Source organism: Butyrivibrio sp. ob235, assembly GCF_900109475.1.
Taxonomy (GTDB): domain Bacteria; phylum Bacillota; class Clostridia; order Lachnospirales; family Lachnospiraceae; genus Butyrivibrio.
In genome coordinates this window covers 83,349-99,134 of record NZ_FOBE01000008.1, presented here as the reverse complement: position 1 = coordinate 99,134, position 15,786 = coordinate 83,349, and the positions used below count along the sequence as shown (strand labels likewise).

Sequence of the window (15,786 nt, the reverse complement as noted above, 5' to 3'; positions counted from 1 at the left end):
TCATATTCCTCTTCCCATCTCGTACGTTGTGATGTTTGCTGGCTGTTGGGGCATACAAGCCCAGTCAAGATCTTCATACTCCTGGTATTTTGTCTCGATCTCAGCGATTTCATTTTGGATGGAAGCAGTAGTATCACTATCAGATGATTCCGTTTCTTCCTTCGGGATAACTTTTTTGTTCAATCCAATTTCTTCGGCGTATTCACCAAGACGGGCCTGGATCTCGTCATCTGTGTTTTCATCTGCAATCACTTCAGATTCTGCAACATTTGCTACATCCGCTGCAGGCTCATCATTCTGATTGGTTTCTTCAACAGTTTTCTCTTCCGCATCAGCAGGCTTTTCCTTTTTGTCTATAGCACTACATCCATTCAAAAACATGCATGTTGTCAGCATTATCAATACAGTTCTTCTCAAAGTACGCATAATTCCCTTAATGTTTATCTCTTTCATTTCTCAAGTTGCCTTTCCTTATGATATGCCTCCCTCCGTGCTTAATTTATTTCCTATTCTTATAACAGATAAACCAGCACTTTTGTTGCAGGTATTAAAAAAAATATTCTTGTGACAAAGCTATAGGTTTTGATATAATGAGTGCCTTAGGGGACGCTGCAGTAATGCAGTTTGAAGAAAAGTTAAAGGGGAATATCAAAAATGAAGAAATATTTGGGAAATCTTTTATTTTTCATCACAGTGTTTGTAATGATTCTTTTTGGATGTACATCCATGACTTCAAAAGCAGCAACCACAATGAAACCTGCAGAAGATGTAAAGTTTGTTAAGGATCATGTTCATTTCAAAGCAGCTGAAGATGGCTACTACACTGTAATCCTTGAGTGCTTTCATGAAAATGGTGAGTACGGAAAAGCCGGATATTTTAAAGGTGTTACATGTGAAGCAAGAAAAGTGAACCAATTTTACAAAGCAAACGAAATTGTGGATTACTCTACATTTTTGTTTAATGAGCGTAATTACAACGTTTATCAAATCAACCTCCATGTAGTTTCCAGCAAAGAAAAAAAAGTAGGCTATGAATATATCAATAAATACAAAAATAATCCAAATTATGTTATTTCCACTTATACTACTCCAATTATCTCAAAAAGAATGGCAAAGCCACAAAATGTCGAGGTGAAATATTTAGACCCGGTGCAACATACCGACTATTTCAGATATAAAGTAAGTTGGAAAAATGACGGATGTTATCATATTGTAGAGACACCATACAACAGATGCAGTGTTGACCCCAGATTTAATTCTGTAAACGTCATAACAAAAACACCTATCTTTAGGGTAAGAACTTGCTCCAGCGATTTTAATGTATATAAGACTTCAGATCCTGCCATAGTTGATTTCACTGTTCCTTCTAATAGCAGTAATAGCAGTGATTCCGATAAGACTGCTCCAAAAGTGGAACGTGAGTCTGCCCTTCCAACAACAGTAACTGTCGATAACATCACCTATTATATTGATGTTAACGGACAGGCCACAGCAACAAAAATAGATTCCAAAAAGAAGGCTTCCCTTGATACCGTTACAGTCGACGTAAAAACCTATCCTGTTGTAGCCATTGCTGATAACGCATGCAAGAACAACAAGAAGATAACGACCATCACAATCGGCTCAAACGTTTCTTCTATCGGTAAAAAGGCATTTTTCAAATGCAAAAAGCTGAAAAAGGTAACCATAAAGGCTAATAAGAACCTTAAGATCGGCAAGAGTGCTTTCAAAAAGATCAACAAAGGCGCTACCATTAAGATTAAAGGTGTAAAAGGAAATACCAAGAAAAAGCTAGTTAAAGCAATCAATACGTAAATTGGTGTATGCTCAGCAACCGGCTGTTTTTCAGCCGATGCTTTCGCATAAAAAATAACAACAATTGTACCTTGAAAATATCAAAATCAGTTTTTGCAAAAAACTCAACCGACTGATTCATCCTTCTAAAAAACCATTCTTTAAGTCATTCCTGCAATGGCGCTCAGGTATCCTGTCAGCATTCGGGCATGATCCATTGAGTTGTCCCAAATGCAATAGCACCATGAAATTTCTCGAATTGCGCTTTAACCACAAACGTGTTTCTCTCGAAGACTTATATGAAAAGGCAATGGGAAAATGCCGTCCCAAGAGCAGAGCTCCATCTTCAAAAATCAGCAATGTTCCCTCGTATTCTTGTGCATGATAAAATCATGCTACAGGAGGAACAACCATGGCCAGTAAAGAACTAATTGCAAAGCTTAGAGAGAAATACATCCAAAATCCGCCAGAAGGCATGTTGGCGAATGAAATCCGCGAGATGGATGATGAAGACCTTCTCGACATGGATTACTTTATGCATGAAGATGATGAATTCTTTGACGAGGTAGATTGGTAATTAAAACCAACATACCTCCGCTTTGCGTGGCCCGGTCTTGTCCGGGCCTATTAATTCAAGGTTTCGCCGCAAGGCGAAATTTCCTATTAAACAAAAAAGCAGCCCCAAGATTACACTCATTTGGGGCTGTTTTTCACTAATTTTCATTATTTCATTCTTTACACAGTTTCGCACATTAGATATGAGTTCTTTTCTTAGCCAAAACAAATCTCGGTCCTTCTTTACCTGTTTCACCATTAGGAATAAAGCCCGCTTTTGACAGTACATTCATAGAAGGCTTATTGTCAGGATCTGTTTCAGCCTCAACTCGAGATACTTTATTCTGCGAAATAGCCTTTCAGTCTCAATTTTTATCATAATCTTTTTCGCCTTCCTTCTTAAACCAAAATGAATAATGATGCTTCTTTCTAAAGCCGAGCCTCTCATAGAATTCCATATCGGAAATGACGTAAGCTCTTTTTGCTCCAAGCTTTTTGGCTCTGCCCAGCGCTTCAAAGATAATAGCCTTAGCAACGCCTCTTCCTCTATATGGGGGAATAGTACATACAGGCTCAACATAAACATAGTCAGTCCCTGCCATATACCATAGCAGACAACATGCCACCATTTCTCCCTTTTCATTGACCGCAACAACACCTAAATCCTTGTTAAAATGCTTCCTGATCCTTGGAATGATTTCTTCTTCACGCTCGAATTCAACTTTATCATCTCCATGGTCAAATCCCTGCCAGAAGAGCCATTGAAGTTCATAAGCATTTTCCATCGGATCCGGGCAAAAGAATTTAAGCCCGTCCGGAAGTTTCGCTTCAAGCGCATCATCAAGCTTTCTCTCCATTATGATCTCATCCTGATCGGCAATTTTAAATCCCAGTTCTTGAACCATCTCTATCTCAGTGGGATTTTCATCACAGATTGCCATTCCAAAACCGGAATCGTCTTTAAGCTCATTGCAGGCATATTCCAGAACGGCCTGATATAAATCTTTATACTCCGGAAGAACTCCGCTAAAACCCTCGCCAAAATACATATCGTAAATTGCAGCGCCAACAATTTTGTCATCCACAATCCAAAGGCCAATGGAGTTCTTTAAGCTCTTATCAAATTCAGGATGTTCAATCATCCATTCAAGTCTCGCCCAGTTCCAGTTAATGTGGCTATCATCTTTCTCATTTAATGCGATGAGAAAACCACATAATGCATCATACTTGTCATCTGTGTAGTTCTTGAATTTAATATCAGTTCTCATTCTTTTTTACATCCTCTTTGATCTTTCCAAGGTAAATGCAATAGACAATTGCTACAACAATTGTAACCAGCACCTTTACTGCTCCATCAGGCAGAAAACCAATGTGTTCCTGATCAGCTATAATATAATACATTCCATCTGAAGATCATATGGCTCATCTTCCACATAGGATGAAATTGGGTCAGAACTGAGACGGAAACCCATAGCGGAATAGAAGTTTATCGTTTCCTCAGAAGAACAACAGGATGCATACAAGTCCCACTGGTCTGGATGCGCAAGGCACCCATCAAGCATTTCACCATATGCCTTCTTAAGTTCATCATCCTTTTCTGCCAGGATGCTGCTCTCCATCTGCTCTCTGCTGGCAGGATAAACCCTTATTCTATCTGTTTCCATTTTAATTCTCCAATTGTTAAACAAAAATCTGTCCGGGAAGCTTTAATTTCTCCTTCGGAGGGAATGTCTTGTCAAACTCCTCAACATCTGCATCTTCGACATAGTATCCCTTAGGGGTCTGATATACCCCTGTGATGCCATCAAGATATCCCGGGGTCAATTCTCTGCACAGGAAAAATGACGCATCCTCGCCCTCCGGAAGGTCATGGTATCTGATTCCAAACTTGCTTGCATAGTCAAATCCGCAGTGGCTGTAGAATCCGATATTTCCTTCAAAAAGAACTGCTCCAAATCCCATCTCTGTAGCCTTTTCAAGGGAATAATCCAAGATAGCCTTACCATAGCCTTTTCTCTTTAATTCCGGTGTGATTCCTATAGGTCCCATGGTAAGCACATCTATAGTTCTTCCATCATCTGCCTCAATAACAGTTTTCATGAACATGTTCTGCCCGATCAGCTTCCCATCCTGTTCCATAACAAAGTCAAGCTCAGAGATAAATGCTGGATCATCTCTGAGCACATGAATTACATAGTGCTCACTGCATCCGGGACGATAAACGTTCCAAAATGACTCTCTTACTAAGTTTTCAACGTCTCTATAATCTTTCTTTTCTTCTAATCTAATTGTGTAATTACTCATATTTTTTCTCTCTATTTTTCATCGTTAAGAAATTAAAAGCTCACCAATTTCTATATGGGGGTTTCTATATCTGGCAGAACTTTTCTCTCTATTATGGTGGATAGCATTATTAGGGCAGTTCTGGATACATGCTCCGCAGCTTATACAGCTCTTTGAAAAGAGTGGACGACCATTTTCAATATGTATATTTCCCATTGGACAAAGTCTTGAACATGTGCCACATCCCGTACACGCATCATTCACGGTAACTTCTTCTGTAATACCAATTCCTATAGGAAACTCATACTTTTTCTTGTGACTGCTTGTAATAAGTTTGCTTAAAAGCGAATTCCTTTTAACGTACTTTTTCTTTTCAACTATATCGCCCACTATCTGGTCAATTGCGTCCTGCTGCTTTTTGCTATCGCCTTCCTGTTTTTTCATGTCAGCAAAAGTAATGCAGTTCTCGCCCATTAAAACTGAATTAATATAGTCGAACTTTCTTCCATTTGCCAGAGTAATCTTGTTTACATCGTTGCAAACAGATCCGGCAAAACATCCGTAAGTTGCTATGGCGAAGAGATAGTTGCACTCCACCTTCAGTTTCTGCAAAAACTCCTCAATATATGGTGGTATACAAAGCCCGTAAACCGGAAATACTATACCTACAACATCATCTTTTATCTCATAGGTCCCCTGTTTGATCAGCTTGGGAATAGATAAACACTCTCCTCCCAAGCACTTGGCCACATACAAGCAATTTCCAGTTGAGCTGAAATACAAGGTTTTCATTCAATATCCTCCAAATGTGTAAAACATAAACTGTATAGTAACTATACCCTTTGGAGAAAAGAAAACATGAATTACACTGATTATTTTGCTTTTTACACGGATTTTGCTCTATTGATCCATGATTGCTAAAATCCATTACTGCGTAGCAGTGTACATACTTTTACAGCTTCAAAAAAATCTTCTTCTGAAATCCCAAGCGCATGAATATCTGGCCAGACTGCGTTTTTGTAGAACCCCAGTGCTTCTTTTACAAACTCATTGAAAAGCGCATAGGTTCTGGCGTAGTCGAAAACCGGAGGAGCAACTCTTGTGTTCATCCAATCTATAATTATGAAATTGTTTTTATCTGCGACAAGCTCGGTGTTATTTGGAATCATGATATTCAAGAAATGCATATCAAGATGACAGATGCAACTTTTTGTATTTTTTAGACAGGTATTCAATTACAGAAAGCGCTTGTGATCTTTCTTCGCCAGAAAGCATGTGGTCTGCCGTAACGCTAAGAGGAAGAATTGTTGTATCGCTGATATCTGCTTCGTGTACAAAGCGGAAGGCTTTTGCTAAAAGCATAAAGCCCTGCTCCGGAGCATTTTTAACAGATTTTTCCAACGGCTCGCCTTCAACCAAATCCATCTTGATTATATGTGGATCATCTGTGTCGTAATATTTTACCTGACAAATGCCAGCCCTATTCACGGCCTGCTGCTGTTGTTTTTCAAAAGCAATCCATTCAGCAGGATAGGATTGCTTATAAACCTTGTAAGCAAAACCATAATACAGAAAAACCTCTGCCTGGGCACCTTTACCAATAATTATTTGAGAACCATCAAAAGTCATTTACTAATTTTTCAACCTCTATCTCCGGCATTAACGATGTCTTTTTTCATATTGTCAGGAAAATCAGCAAGAATCTCGGTGTATTCACCGATGCCTGCTGCATAGATTCGCATTTTCACACCGGTTTTTCTGAATACGTAATTCAGCAGTGCTTTTCCGTTTTTTGGAGAGTTGTATGATGTCACAAAGCCGCTCTTTGCAGATTTTATTGTCCGATTACTGCCTTTCTCAGTGAGATATTTATCGAGTTCCAAAACAAACTCCTGATATTCAGCAGGTATATCATTCAAAAATAGCATAAATGTCTCGTGCATTCTAATCCTCCCCACTTGTCCAGGTCAGTTCTCCTCTATGTTTTGAATAGAATACAAACTCCTTATCGCGCTTTATTTCTTTATAGCCAAGCTTAGTATAAAAGCTATTTGTCCTGACATTCCAAACAGGAGTATCCAGTGTATACTCCTTTACTTCCGGGAACATATTCTCCACTTCCCGCATAATAAAGAGCCCATACCCTTTTCGAAAATGCTCCGGTGCAACGAATATCCTGCCAACATTTAAAACATCATTTTCCAAAAAAAGGATTGCTCCGCCAACAATGAGTCCATCATCTGTCAATTTATACAAATGCCCCTGCCGTGCCATTTTCGTATGAAATTGTAATGACATATATCCGGGAGGTCCTCCCGGTGATTCCGCACCGATCAGTACATCACTGTCAAATGCGCGCTTCGATATTCCATTCAATGAAAGCGCATCAGAAGTACTTGCCTTTAATAACTGTAAACTCATATTGACTCCTTAACTGACCAACATTCTGACTTTGAAGGTCTTTTCTTCAGCTATATATCTTATCTCGCTATCAGTCTGATTTATGAAATTCAGAACACTTCTGGTTCCTATTCCATGATTCTCCTCATTACTAAATGGGTGTCCTTCTGCATCCAGGACGATTTTATCTGCACATGAGTTGCTGATTTCTATCAAGAGCTGACTCTTATATCTGGCATTGATGTCGATTCTTCTCTCATTCTCTGGAACTTTTTCGCAGGCATGAATAGCGTTTTCAATAAGGTTGCTGATCACTATGGCAAGCTGCATCTCATCCACATTCAAATCAGCAGGTATAGTAGCAGATATATTTACTTTAATGCTCTTTTCTTCAGCAACTGCTACATAGTGTGTTATTGCTGCATTAAGCGTGGTATTTTCACAATATTTTTTTACTCCATGCGGTTCTTGACTTAGCCTTTCATTAAGACATTTAAGGGCTTCCTGTGTATTACCTTCCTGCAAAAGAGTTTGCAGAAGAGTCTCAAAATGTCTTCTGTCATGACGCATAACCCTGTCCTGTTGCATGATATTTTCTAAAACAGCAATATGCTCTTTCATAGCTATTGTTAATGTGTCTGGATTTGACAAAACATCCGTCATGAGAATCCCCCCTTTCACTATGAATTGCATTAAACTATATACTGATCCATCCCTGCTATCAGTACATTCATTGATATCTCCAGGCTTTCATCTATAGAAATCGGATTGCCAAAAGAATTGTGGATCTGAAGCATAACAAACCCCTCAAGGAAAGCTCTGTAGGTTCTAAGCAGATGATTGGCCACATCTCTTTCAATTCCCATGCTATCTGTCTGCCTAAAGAAAAATGAATACAAACCTTCTGTAGCTTCAAGTAAGGACTCATCCAAATACTTGTTATACCAAAGCATTGCCTCGAATACGCCGGGATTCTCCAAAGCAAACTTATGAAATGCCCTTCCGAAATTCGCGATGTTTTCTCTTGGATCATCCGAATCAATTCCTGCCACAACCTCCTCGGAAATCTTCTTCCAACCATAAATCATAAGCTTACGATGCACATCATCTATCGTCTTTACGTGGTTATATAAAGAGGGTTTTTTGATACCTAAATAATCCGAAAGTGTTGTAACGGTCAAATATTGTAGACCCTTTTCATTTGCTAATTCAGCAGCTTTTTCTATTATTTCTTCCTTAGACAATCCTGTTCTTGGCATATTTACTCCCATCCCATTTTACTAACAATGTTAGTTATCATTATACTAACATTGTTAGTTTTGTCAACCAAAAAACAGCGGGCATAAGGATTTTCTCCCTATTCCCGCAGATCAAGTTTAATGTCCTTTATAATTTTCTCTTTTCAATTATTCGCAATACATACATATTGTTCCATTTGATAACTTAAATCCGTTCTTTTCGTAAAACTTAGCCGCTGGTGCATACTCACTTGTATAAAGAACAATGCCTGCAAGGCCTTTTTCTTTACTGTAATCTTTAACCGCATTTAATAGTTGTTTACCTATTCCATGCCCTTGTCGTTCGGGAAGTACCGCCATCTCATTAATGTATATCTCTTCTTTGCTTCCGGAAATTTTACAAAGTGCGAATATACAACCTAACACTTCATCATTTTCTTCATAAACATATCCAACAAATCTTTTCTGTTCAAAAAAATCGCGAAGATATTCTGTTGCATTTTCTGCTGTCCAATCTATTCCCCAATGTTCCATGGGGAATGCTTTTGCATAAATCATGCCACATTGTGCTAAGTCAATGTTCTTCATAACTCTAATCATTTTGTTGTCCCACCATCAAGTTCTAATTTGTCTTAACCTATCATCAAAAATTCTTTATTACCATTGCTGAATAGTTTTCTTTTCCTGAAGTTCTGTTTCTGTTGTGCCAGCCCAGGCAATGAAGCTGATATATTTTGACTTTTCCAAATATTTCTTTTATCACCATATCCACCGTATCCTCCGTTAATCACCGCAACAATTCATTTACTTCATCCTTTCCTCCGGCTTTTTCTTTGAAAACCATCCACGGAATATTCCACCCTTTACTATGGAAATCACTGTAAAGAATATATCCGCAGCCAGAATGAACAGGAACGAAGGCAGCATTATTCTCGTGTAATGCTTTCCATATTCCTTCCCTCGATTAATATAGGAGGCTATCCAGATATCAAAGGTAATAATTCCACATCCAAAGAACAGAACCTCTGCTACATTCTTTAGAAAATTCAGCAAAATATTTCTGTCTAAAAAGTTTCCTGAATCAATCCCTGTAAGAATAAGGTTCAGTATCGTGACTGCAAAAACTACAACAATCATGATCCGCATCACATTCATCATGACTCCGCCGCCTATTCCTAAGCCACCGCACCACTTAATTTTACTCCTTATACAGAAGTTCTCCATGATCTGCATAAGTGGCTCATTCTGTCTGCCCTCTATAAAGCCATTATTTGCAATTGTATATACCCTGATCTTCGGGTTATTGCTTTTGCACCAGACTTCCATCTCCCTTAGAAATGGAAGTACATGAGATGGGACTCCGTCCACATAAAGCGGCATTGCAAAAACAACTGCATCCGCATCCTCAAGTTCTTTTAAGATATTCTCATAATCAGCCTTTGTACGGAGCTTCATTCTCTTTTTTGTTCCGGAAACAAAAATGCTTGTCATGCCGACGATAAAACCTGATGCAGAAAGCCTATTCTTGGGGCTGCAATCAATAAAAACCGTCTTCATATCTTCGATACCTCCAGGTCAGTGATATCATCCATAAATATAATTTCAGCAGACTGATATCCGTGGTTGATCCTGTTTCTCTCCACCATCAATTCCCACGTACTCTTTTCATTATCACTAATATCACCGTAGACTATTACCTTCCATGTGCCCTTTCTTCCGTACCTTAAAGTATGATGCATCTCCCCTCCGCGATATGTGCTCATGGGAGTTGATGCCCCAATTGACCTGTCAAGAATGTTCTTAACCTCCGGGCTGTATCCGCCGTAGCAATTCTCAGTGATGATCACAAGGTCATCAGCCTGTCCGATTACCCTGCACATTTGATGAAGAGAATCCATCATGCCACAGGTTGCCGGGTGTCTTGTCCAGCAGTCAAAGCACCCCTGGCAAGGTGCATACTTACCATCAGCCCATATCACATCCGAAAGCTTTGTGCTGACTTGCTTATGAAAATTCTCGTCAAGATCATGAATTATCATCCTCATATTTGTTCCTTCTTCACAACCTGATTATCTTCTGTTTTAACCTTTCAAAAATTCAAGAACAGCCTGATTAAACCTCCCTGGTTGCTTATTAGCTATAAAGTGATTGCGAAACTGGTATCATGTTTGTTAATGAGAGAAGAATCGGTCGCCCGATTCTTCTCTCCAAGACATGCATCAGTTATTTCCATCTTTCTTCTTCACGGGGATCCAGATTGCACTGTGATAATCCTTATCCGTCATTTCGCCATTTACACAGTCATACCATTCTGCAGATGCATTCCCGCAAAGTTCATAGTCCGGATTACCCGGAAGCCACTCATTGAAAATCTGTGTATTCAGGCTCTGCAGTGCCTCAGGAATAGGGCCGACGCAGTCAAATACTGCCCAGTCACCCATCGGAAACTCATAGACCACCATTCCTTCAGGAACTTCCCCTCCGACATACTTCCCAGCCACAAGATACCTAAACTTTCCCTCTCCGATATCATCGATGCAGACTCCATACTCTCCAATGCAGTTCTCTACGATAGCCTTCTCATAAGAATTGCCCGGAGCATTCCCGGCATAAACATTTGCTGCATACTTCTCGCAAATCTCATCCCAGAACTTTGGGATCTCCTGATAAGCAGTATCATTATCAAATATCTTTTGAAAACCGATAACCTTAAACTGGAACATTTTTGTAATTTTACAATTCATTTGATCGCCTCCTTGAACCTGTAGTTTTACAGTCAGTGGAAGGAACGTCCTCACAGCCGCCCCATCACGGACCTGTGATGGTGTTACACCGTGAAAGCGAGAAAATGCCTTTGTGAAGCTCTCAGGCGTCTCATAGCAATAAGCGTATGCGATATCGATTACCTTATCATCCGTATTCTTCAGATCCAATGCTGCCTGATACAGCCTGCGGTTTCTGATATACTCCCCGATTCCGTATCCGGTCATCAAGGAGAATCCCTTCTGAAGAAAGAACGGAGAAATATACACCTGATCTGCCACATCCTGCGCACTGATGTTGTCTTTCAGATGTTCTTCCATATAATCAATTGCTGTGCGAATGCTGGTAAGCCACTCCATCTTATACAATCTCCTACTCCGTTCCGGCCGTTGCTAAACATACACCAACGACTCGAAACAGCCTTTCCTTTACCCTGACACGATTAGTATATCTGGTCAGTAAGTACTCATCCTGTCATTTTCTGTTCAAATCTGTCCTATTTTCAGTCCGATTAACTTAAAATTGCTGATTTCTTTGTGCCAAATAGAAACGGTATAGCTTTATTGCTTCTGAAGCGTATCCATTATTTCGAAAATCTGCTCCGATAAAATAAGTAATGCCCACTTTCTCCAAATCTTCATAAAATGTACATCCTACAGCTCCGGCAGGCGAACCTGTTATTTTATCTTCAATCACATAAGCAAGATAATTCTTTCGAGGATCGTCCTCTCGCGCCAGATTTTGTGCTTCTATAATCCAGTCATCCATCCAGTAACTGCAATCTTTGCCAAAGCCTACATCATTCAAGCTCCCATCCAAAGCCATATGAATAAACGCCTCTCCATCCGGCAGTTCTATATCTCTAATTATCAATCTATCCGTTTCTATTACCATGTCGCTCACCTATAACTCCCTCATATCAAGCTCTTTCCGTATTCGTTCACATACTTGATCACATCATTCTTTTTATTAATTTTCTCAATTATTGACGTGTCCAATAAATTAAAAAAATCTTTAAACTGAATCTGCGAATTACTTCTTATTTTCTTAAGCATTTCAGTATCTTTCAGTTTTCTTTCCGCTTCGCTCCTAGGATATCCCTGCCCAAACGGTTCAGAAAAGAGCGCTTTTATTGTTTTATCAAAGTTTTCAACACTTGCCCAAGTATAATCTTCGCCCAATGGAAGTGAAATAGCATTACCATTATTGATCTGTGCAAACAGATAAGCGTCCTTTGGAGTAGGCGCATATCCACAAATTACTCCAGGCATACTGTTACACGCCAGCATCATTCCCTGTCCGGATGAACAACCGGTTACAATGAAATCAACAGCGCCGCTTGAAAGTAGCAAACCAACAAGAACCGAAACATCTATATAGGAGTACTTTTCCTGCTCATATAAAGTACAGCCAAAGTTTATGACTTCAGCATCTTCAGGGGCATATTTTTTTACAGTATTGAAAATAAGCTCATTTTTTTCAGCCTGAGAGCTCGCTTGAATTATTCCTATTCTCATAACGTCATCCTTAATGTATTTTGTGTTTACTTTTCACCTGCAATTCTGCAACAGATACATATCCTTTCTTAAGTATATCAATTATTTAAGGTATTGACGCTCTCTATAACTATTTCCGGTTCCGTCAGGTGAATATAATGAGTGCTTTTCTTAGCCTGGATCCATATTGCTCTTCTCGAATACCCTAAATACTCTTTCATGATCTCCTGCCACAGTTGTTCGATCCTGGCGGCAAAAGGACGGCTGTTTCCACCAAATTCCATGTTTTCCTTGATTGCTTCCTCAGATGAATGAGTCACAAGAATGATCGGAATATCAGGATATTTTTCCTTAGATACCATATTTTTTAACGATGCCTCATCGTGAGCTAGCCTATACTCTTCCCTGCATGTGCGTAGATGCGTGGTATTTACAAGCGAATTAAGGATATCCTCATTTTGCTCCTTGGAAAAATTGGCGTAATAAAAAGGCGGTGCCTGACACATCACTTTCTTTACAAAGCCTTTCATTCCAAGCTTAGTAAGCGTTTCTAAAAAAATAAAGTTTTTACTCTTATCTACTCCGGATTTTTTAAACTCCTTCGCAGTTAATTCCTTCTTAAATCTATTGTCTTCTGTAGTTAATGGGTCCAAAAGAATTAGTCCCTTTACCATCTCCGGATAGAGACCACAGAACTCGCTGGCATACAGTCCTCCCTGCGAGTGTCCTATTATCACCAGCTTTTCATCATGCGGGATTTCATCTAGGAGATTCATTAATTCTTTAGCAATATTCGTAGGCGTTCTTTCTTTATCACTCTTATCACTGTGATTTATCCCGGCTCTTTCATAGACAAGCACACCGTGATTCTCTCCAAGCTCTCTTGCAAGCGCTTCCCATTCAGCTATGCATGCTCCAAGGCCCATTTCTATTACGATATCTACAGTTTTACTTCCAAAAATCTTATAATTCATGATAGCATTCCTCTTTCCGATTCATCCTACCCTTATGCCCCACGCAGAAGACTTGCCTAATGCATTTCTCCCATCATTCTCAGTACTTTACCTGCACTCTGCAAGTGTTAATACATCACAGCCCTTTTTGGCATAATAATCATACATCTCAGGCAACTTCTTCAGATCATAGCTTGTCACACAATCAGATATTACATGCACAGTGTATCCGCATTTTGCAAGGTTATAGCTTGTAGATTTCACACACCCCGTTGCATCAGCTCCAGCGATATAGAACTCTTTTATTTCATTATTTTCAATAAAGTTCGAAAACGCCTCACAGGTGAGTGCACTTGCTTTTGATTTTTCAAAAATATTCTCTGATACTACATTTAATTCCGGGACCAGCTCAGCTCCCTTGCTGCCGGGTTTAAAGGTTCTTGTTTTCTCAGACAGATTAAAATGTTTTATATAGATTACGCGCATGTCATTTTCAGATGCCCAGTTAATAGCTGCATTTACACGCTCTATGATCAGTTTGTAGTTCTTCGTGATGTCGTTCTGAAGGTCTATAACAACCAATGCCTTGTTTTCCATAAATAATTTCCTCCTGATCTAATGGCTTATTTTTATACAGCATAACAAACAAACAGCTGTATCTTGCTCTTTTCACCAATTTGTATAAGTTTTACACTGATTTATTGCAAAAAAATGCACTGTGGGTTGTGCTCCACAGTGCATATTGTCTCTCAAATTCTTATATTTATTTCAACGTTTACAGAACACTAAATGCCATGTCGTACATTTCTCTTGCGTCATTTGTGTTTCTTATGTAGATTGGCTCATCCGGCTCATATCTTACATATTTTTCAACTTCCTCAATAAGAGCCAGGTAACATACTGCTAATGCATATCGTATTTCAGTCTCTTTTGAAAGAACTATCCTTTCTGTTGCAGTTTCATTATAGATATCCAGCTCTTTCTGTTTAGTTGACAACGGTGCTTTTTGCCCGCTACCAAGGGTTATGAAATCTGCTACAGGATCACCCCAAAAGCCTCGCTCAGGATCAATCCAGCAGATCTTGCCATCGTGATAAAGGACATTACTGTCCCACAGATCAAAATTCACCATTCGGCAAGGTATACTCATAAGGAGCTTTGCATGTTTATCAATATATGAAATAAACTTCTCCCCATCAGGGGTCTCGTATCCAAGAGCCTTACAATCCTTAACAAGATTACCCGCCATGGACTTTAGCGCATCATACCATGTATCGTGAAGTCCGGATTGTATGTAGCCAAATCTGTCATTTTTGATCCTGTGTATCTTGGCAAGCATTTCTATTTTCTGCTTCTGAACATTTTCATATTCATGATCCGAGAAATTCACAGCCCACAAAGGCTCTCCTTCCATCATCTGCATGATGAAGCAGTTACTCTTTACGATGCTTTTTGAAAAATCAGACACATATACTTCCGGGCAAAGAATATCTGTGTTTTCATGCATTTTCTCATACCAGAACACTTCTGATCCCATCATGTTTTTCTCATATGAAAGAACCGTAGCCCCCTCCGGAGGAGCTATCTTGAGGGCAAAACTCTTTCCGTCATCAAGCATTACCTTATATGCAGAATTGAACTCTCCATTACCAAGTGGTGCTATATCTGACACATTCCCAAGTTTATGGAATGCGAAAAGCTCCTTTATTTCTTCTAGGGTTGCTTCATATTTCGTTTTACTCTTGATCATTATTCAGCCCTCTCTCTTTTTCCCACTCTGTACGCGTAATAGCATATGCGTAAGATATTTCATTCTTTGGATCAGGGTATTCTTTCACTTTTTTCATACCATTGGCCATAGCTGTTGAGTAGGAGCCAATATTGGTATACTTCATATAAGAGTAAATCTTATCATAATCTGTATTCTTAAATGCCCAGTCTCTGCATGCGCGCGCAGCTTCTTTTGCAAATCCCTGTCTCCAGAATTTCTTGTTAATGTGGTAGCCTATTTCAGGTAGCAATTCTCCATCAATATTCTGGATTGTAATACCACAATCGCCTATGAATTCCCCTGTATTTTTAAGTGTGACTGCCCAAAGGCCAAATCCATAGGTTTTGTAATTATCAAGATTCCAGGTTATCCATCCCATTGTCTTCTCTTTATCAAACGGGGCCGGATAATGCTGCATAGTCTCAGGATCAGATAATATTTCATACCAGGAATCAAAATCATCTACTGTGAATTCTCTGAGGATCAATCTTTCCGTTTCTATTTTCATGGTAGCCTCCCTGATTATTCATGCT

General features: G+C 39.3%; 25 protein-coding genes. 2 read left to right on the top strand and 23 right to left on the bottom strand.

Going from position 1 to position 15,786, the window contains the following annotated elements; translation table 11 throughout:
• Positions 1–453 (bottom strand): hypothetical protein, encoded by a 453-nt coding sequence (locus BMW61_RS08325; protein ID WP_091820929.1) that lies wholly within the window; start codon positions 451–453, stop codon positions 1–3.
• 201 nt (positions 454–654) lie between these two features.
• Here BMW61_RS08325 and BMW61_RS08320 point away from each other — a divergent pair, with 201 nt between their 5' ends.
• Together BMW61_RS08320 and BMW61_RS21855 are read left to right on the top strand one after the other, a co-directional pair.
• The gene (locus BMW61_RS08320) at positions 655–1,815 is read left to right on the top strand and encodes a leucine-rich repeat protein (RefSeq protein WP_091820927.1); all 1,161 of its coding nucleotides are present in this window, start codon (positions 655–657) and stop codon (positions 1,813–1,815) included.
• 391 nt (positions 1,816–2,206) lie between these two features.
• The gene (locus tag BMW61_RS21855) at positions 2,207–2,371 is read left to right on the top strand and encodes a hypothetical protein (RefSeq protein ID WP_175475137.1); all 165 of its coding nucleotides are present in this window, start codon (positions 2,207–2,209) and stop codon (positions 2,369–2,371) included.
• Between the two features lie 343 nt (positions 2,372–2,714).
• Here the strand turns inward: BMW61_RS21855 and BMW61_RS08310 are convergent, their stop codons facing one another.
• From BMW61_RS08310 to BMW61_RS08215, 22 genes are all read right to left on the bottom strand, one after another.
• Positions 2,715–3,617 (bottom strand): GNAT family N-acetyltransferase, encoded by a 903-nt coding sequence (locus BMW61_RS08310; RefSeq protein WP_091820925.1) that lies wholly within the window; start codon positions 3,615–3,617, stop codon positions 2,715–2,717.
• Positions 3,607–3,750, bottom strand: coding sequence for a hypothetical protein (locus tag BMW61_RS21850; RefSeq protein ID WP_175475136.1), 144 nt, complete (start codon positions 3,748–3,750; stop codon positions 3,607–3,609). Before BMW61_RS21850 ends, BMW61_RS08310 begins: the two co-directional genes overlap by 11 nt.
• Complete coding sequence (locus tag BMW61_RS08305) at positions 3,735–4,013, bottom strand: hypothetical protein (RefSeq protein ID WP_091820923.1); 279 nt, start codon at positions 4,011–4,013, stop codon at positions 3,735–3,737. The genes BMW61_RS21850 and BMW61_RS08305 overlap by 16 nt, the downstream gene beginning before the upstream one ends.
• A gap of 16 nt (positions 4,014–4,029) precedes the next feature.
• Positions 4,030–4,653 carry a GNAT family N-acetyltransferase gene (locus tag BMW61_RS08300; protein WP_091820921.1) on the bottom strand — a complete coding sequence of 208 codons (624 nt, stop codon included), beginning with the start codon at positions 4,651–4,653 and terminating at the stop codon, positions 4,030–4,032.
• A 24-nt stretch (positions 4,654–4,677) separates the two neighbouring features.
• Positions 4,678–5,424, bottom strand: coding sequence for an EFR1 family ferrodoxin (locus tag BMW61_RS08295; RefSeq protein ID WP_091820919.1), 747 nt, complete (start codon positions 5,422–5,424; stop codon positions 4,678–4,680).
• Positions 5,425–5,549: 125 nt separating this feature from the next.
• Entirely contained in the window at positions 5,550–5,801 is a 252-nt protein-coding gene (locus tag BMW61_RS08290) for a hypothetical protein (RefSeq protein WP_091820917.1), read from the bottom strand.
• A gap of 19 nt (positions 5,802–5,820) precedes the next feature.
• Complete coding sequence (locus BMW61_RS08285) at positions 5,821–6,261, bottom strand: hypothetical protein (protein WP_091820915.1); 441 nt, start codon at positions 6,259–6,261, stop codon at positions 5,821–5,823.
• An 11-nt stretch (positions 6,262–6,272) separates the two neighbouring features.
• Positions 6,273–6,575 carry a hypothetical protein gene (locus tag BMW61_RS08280; protein ID WP_091820913.1) on the bottom strand — a complete coding sequence of 101 codons (303 nt, stop codon included), beginning with the start codon at positions 6,573–6,575 and terminating at the stop codon, positions 6,273–6,275.
• Position 6,576: 1 nt separating this feature from the next.
• Positions 6,577–7,053 carry a GNAT family N-acetyltransferase gene (locus BMW61_RS08275; RefSeq protein ID WP_022763206.1) on the bottom strand — a complete coding sequence of 159 codons (477 nt, stop codon included), beginning with the start codon at positions 7,051–7,053 and terminating at the stop codon, positions 6,577–6,579.
• A gap of 9 nt (positions 7,054–7,062) precedes the next feature.
• Positions 7,063–7,695 (bottom strand): sensor histidine kinase, encoded by a 633-nt coding sequence (locus BMW61_RS08270; protein WP_175475134.1) that lies wholly within the window; start codon positions 7,693–7,695, stop codon positions 7,063–7,065.
• Between the two features lie 29 nt (positions 7,696–7,724).
• Entirely contained in the window at positions 7,725–8,291 is a 567-nt protein-coding gene (locus BMW61_RS08265; protein ID WP_242876667.1) for a TetR/AcrR family transcriptional regulator, read from the bottom strand.
• Between the two features lie 147 nt (positions 8,292–8,438).
• The gene (locus BMW61_RS08260; protein WP_091820907.1) at positions 8,439–8,870 is read right to left on the bottom strand and encodes a GNAT family N-acetyltransferase; all 432 of its coding nucleotides are present in this window, start codon (positions 8,868–8,870) and stop codon (positions 8,439–8,441) included.
• A gap of 43 nt (positions 8,871–8,913) precedes the next feature.
• The gene (locus BMW61_RS22710) at positions 8,914–9,042 is read right to left on the bottom strand and encodes a hypothetical protein (RefSeq protein ID WP_278295916.1); all 129 of its coding nucleotides are present in this window, start codon (positions 9,040–9,042) and stop codon (positions 8,914–8,916) included.
• Between the two features lie 32 nt (positions 9,043–9,074).
• Entirely contained in the window at positions 9,075–9,827 is a 753-nt protein-coding gene (locus tag BMW61_RS08255) for a hypothetical protein (protein WP_049946133.1), read from the bottom strand.
• Complete coding sequence (locus BMW61_RS08250; protein ID WP_091820905.1) at positions 9,824–10,315, bottom strand: hypothetical protein; 492 nt, start codon at positions 10,313–10,315, stop codon at positions 9,824–9,826. Before BMW61_RS08250 ends, BMW61_RS08255 begins: the two co-directional genes overlap by 4 nt.
• A gap of 174 nt (positions 10,316–10,489) precedes the next feature.
• Positions 10,490–11,392, bottom strand: coding sequence for an AraC family transcriptional regulator (locus BMW61_RS08245; RefSeq protein ID WP_091820903.1), 903 nt, complete (start codon positions 11,390–11,392; stop codon positions 10,490–10,492).
• A 157-nt stretch (positions 11,393–11,549) separates the two neighbouring features.
• Positions 11,550–11,927 (bottom strand): GNAT family N-acetyltransferase, encoded by a 378-nt coding sequence (locus tag BMW61_RS08240; protein WP_242876676.1) that lies wholly within the window; start codon positions 11,925–11,927, stop codon positions 11,550–11,552.
• 20 nt (positions 11,928–11,947) lie between these two features.
• The gene (locus tag BMW61_RS08235; protein WP_091820899.1) at positions 11,948–12,550 is read right to left on the bottom strand and encodes an RpiB/LacA/LacB family sugar-phosphate isomerase; all 603 of its coding nucleotides are present in this window, start codon (positions 12,548–12,550) and stop codon (positions 11,948–11,950) included.
• A 77-nt stretch (positions 12,551–12,627) separates the two neighbouring features.
• Positions 12,628–13,503, bottom strand: coding sequence for an alpha/beta fold hydrolase (locus tag BMW61_RS08230; protein WP_091820897.1), 876 nt, complete (start codon positions 13,501–13,503; stop codon positions 12,628–12,630).
• A gap of 87 nt (positions 13,504–13,590) precedes the next feature.
• Positions 13,591–14,079, bottom strand: coding sequence for a cysteine hydrolase family protein (locus BMW61_RS08225; protein WP_091820895.1), 489 nt, complete (start codon positions 14,077–14,079; stop codon positions 13,591–13,593).
• Between the two features lie 178 nt (positions 14,080–14,257).
• Positions 14,258–15,232, bottom strand: a complete 975-nt coding sequence (locus BMW61_RS08220) for a phosphotransferase (RefSeq protein WP_091820893.1) — start codon at positions 15,230–15,232, stop codon at positions 14,258–14,260.
• Complete coding sequence (locus tag BMW61_RS08215; RefSeq protein ID WP_091820891.1) at positions 15,219–15,761, bottom strand: GNAT family N-acetyltransferase; 543 nt, start codon at positions 15,759–15,761, stop codon at positions 15,219–15,221. The genes BMW61_RS08220 and BMW61_RS08215 overlap by 14 nt, the downstream gene beginning before the upstream one ends.
• Positions 15,762–15,786: the final 25 nt, after the last annotated feature.

Bases quoted from the DNA above. Each gene is read 5' to 3' on its own strand.
- BMW61_RS08325 (WP_091820929.1), bottom strand. From the start codon at position 453: ATGAAAGAGATAAACATTAAGGGAATTATGCGTACTTTGAGAAGAACT.
- BMW61_RS08320 (WP_091820927.1), top strand. From the start codon at position 655: ATGAAGAAATATTTGGGAAATCTTTTATTTTTCATCACAGTGTTTGTA.
- BMW61_RS21855 (WP_175475137.1), top strand. From the start codon at position 2,207: ATGGCCAGTAAAGAACTAATTGCAAAGCTTAGAGAGAAATACATCCAA.
- BMW61_RS08310 (WP_091820925.1), bottom strand. From the start codon at position 3,617: ATGAGAACTGATATTAAATTCAAGAACTACACAGATGACAAGTATGAT.
- BMW61_RS21850 (WP_175475136.1), bottom strand. From the start codon at position 3,750: ATGTATTATATTATAGCTGATCAGGAACACATTGGTTTTCTGCCTGAT.
- BMW61_RS08305 (WP_091820923.1), bottom strand. From the start codon at position 4,013: ATGGAAACAGATAGAATAAGGGTTTATCCTGCCAGCAGAGAGCAGATG.
- BMW61_RS08300 (WP_091820921.1), bottom strand. From the start codon at position 4,653: ATGAGTAATTACACAATTAGATTAGAAGAAAAGAAAGATTATAGAGAC.
- BMW61_RS08295 (WP_091820919.1), bottom strand. From the start codon at position 5,424: ATGAAAACCTTGTATTTCAGCTCAACTGGAAATTGCTTGTATGTGGCC.
- BMW61_RS08290 (WP_091820917.1), bottom strand. From the start codon at position 5,801: ATGATTCCAAATAACACCGAGCTTGTCGCAGATAAAAACAATTTCATA.
- BMW61_RS08285 (WP_091820915.1), bottom strand. From the start codon at position 6,261: ATGACTTTTGATGGTTCTCAAATAATTATTGGTAAAGGTGCCCAGGCA.
- BMW61_RS08280 (WP_091820913.1), bottom strand. From the start codon at position 6,575: ATGCACGAGACATTTATGCTATTTTTGAATGATATACCTGCTGAATAT.
- BMW61_RS08275 (WP_022763206.1), bottom strand. From the start codon at position 7,053: ATGAGTTTACAGTTATTAAAGGCAAGTACTTCTGATGCGCTTTCATTG.
- BMW61_RS08270 (WP_175475134.1), bottom strand. From the start codon at position 7,695: ATGACGGATGTTTTGTCAAATCCAGACACATTAACAATAGCTATGAAA.
- BMW61_RS08265 (WP_242876667.1), bottom strand. From the start codon at position 8,291: ATGCCAAGAACAGGATTGTCTAAGGAAGAAATAATAGAAAAAGCTGCT.
- BMW61_RS08260 (WP_091820907.1), bottom strand. From the start codon at position 8,870: ATGATTAGAGTTATGAAGAACATTGACTTAGCACAATGTGGCATGATT.
- BMW61_RS08255 (WP_049946133.1), bottom strand. From the start codon at position 9,827: ATGAAGACGGTTTTTATTGATTGCAGCCCCAAGAATAGGCTTTCTGCA.
- BMW61_RS08250 (WP_091820905.1), bottom strand. From the start codon at position 10,315: ATGAGGATGATAATTCATGATCTTGACGAGAATTTTCATAAGCAAGTC.
- BMW61_RS08245 (WP_091820903.1), bottom strand. From the start codon at position 11,392: ATGGAGTGGCTTACCAGCATTCGCACAGCAATTGATTATATGGAAGAA.
- BMW61_RS08240 (WP_242876676.1), bottom strand. From the start codon at position 11,927: ATGGTAATAGAAACGGATAGATTGATAATTAGAGATATAGAACTGCCG.
- BMW61_RS08235 (WP_091820899.1), bottom strand. From the start codon at position 12,550: ATGAGAATAGGAATAATTCAAGCGAGCTCTCAGGCTGAAAAAAATGAG.
- BMW61_RS08230 (WP_091820897.1), bottom strand. From the start codon at position 13,503: ATGAATTATAAGATTTTTGGAAGTAAAACTGTAGATATCGTAATAGAA.
- BMW61_RS08225 (WP_091820895.1), bottom strand. From the start codon at position 14,079: ATGGAAAACAAGGCATTGGTTGTTATAGACCTTCAGAACGACATCACG.
- BMW61_RS08220 (WP_091820893.1), bottom strand. From the start codon at position 15,232: ATGATCAAGAGTAAAACGAAATATGAAGCAACCCTAGAAGAAATAAAG.
- BMW61_RS08215 (WP_091820891.1), bottom strand. From the start codon at position 15,761: ATGAAAATAGAAACGGAAAGATTGATCCTCAGAGAATTCACAGTAGAT.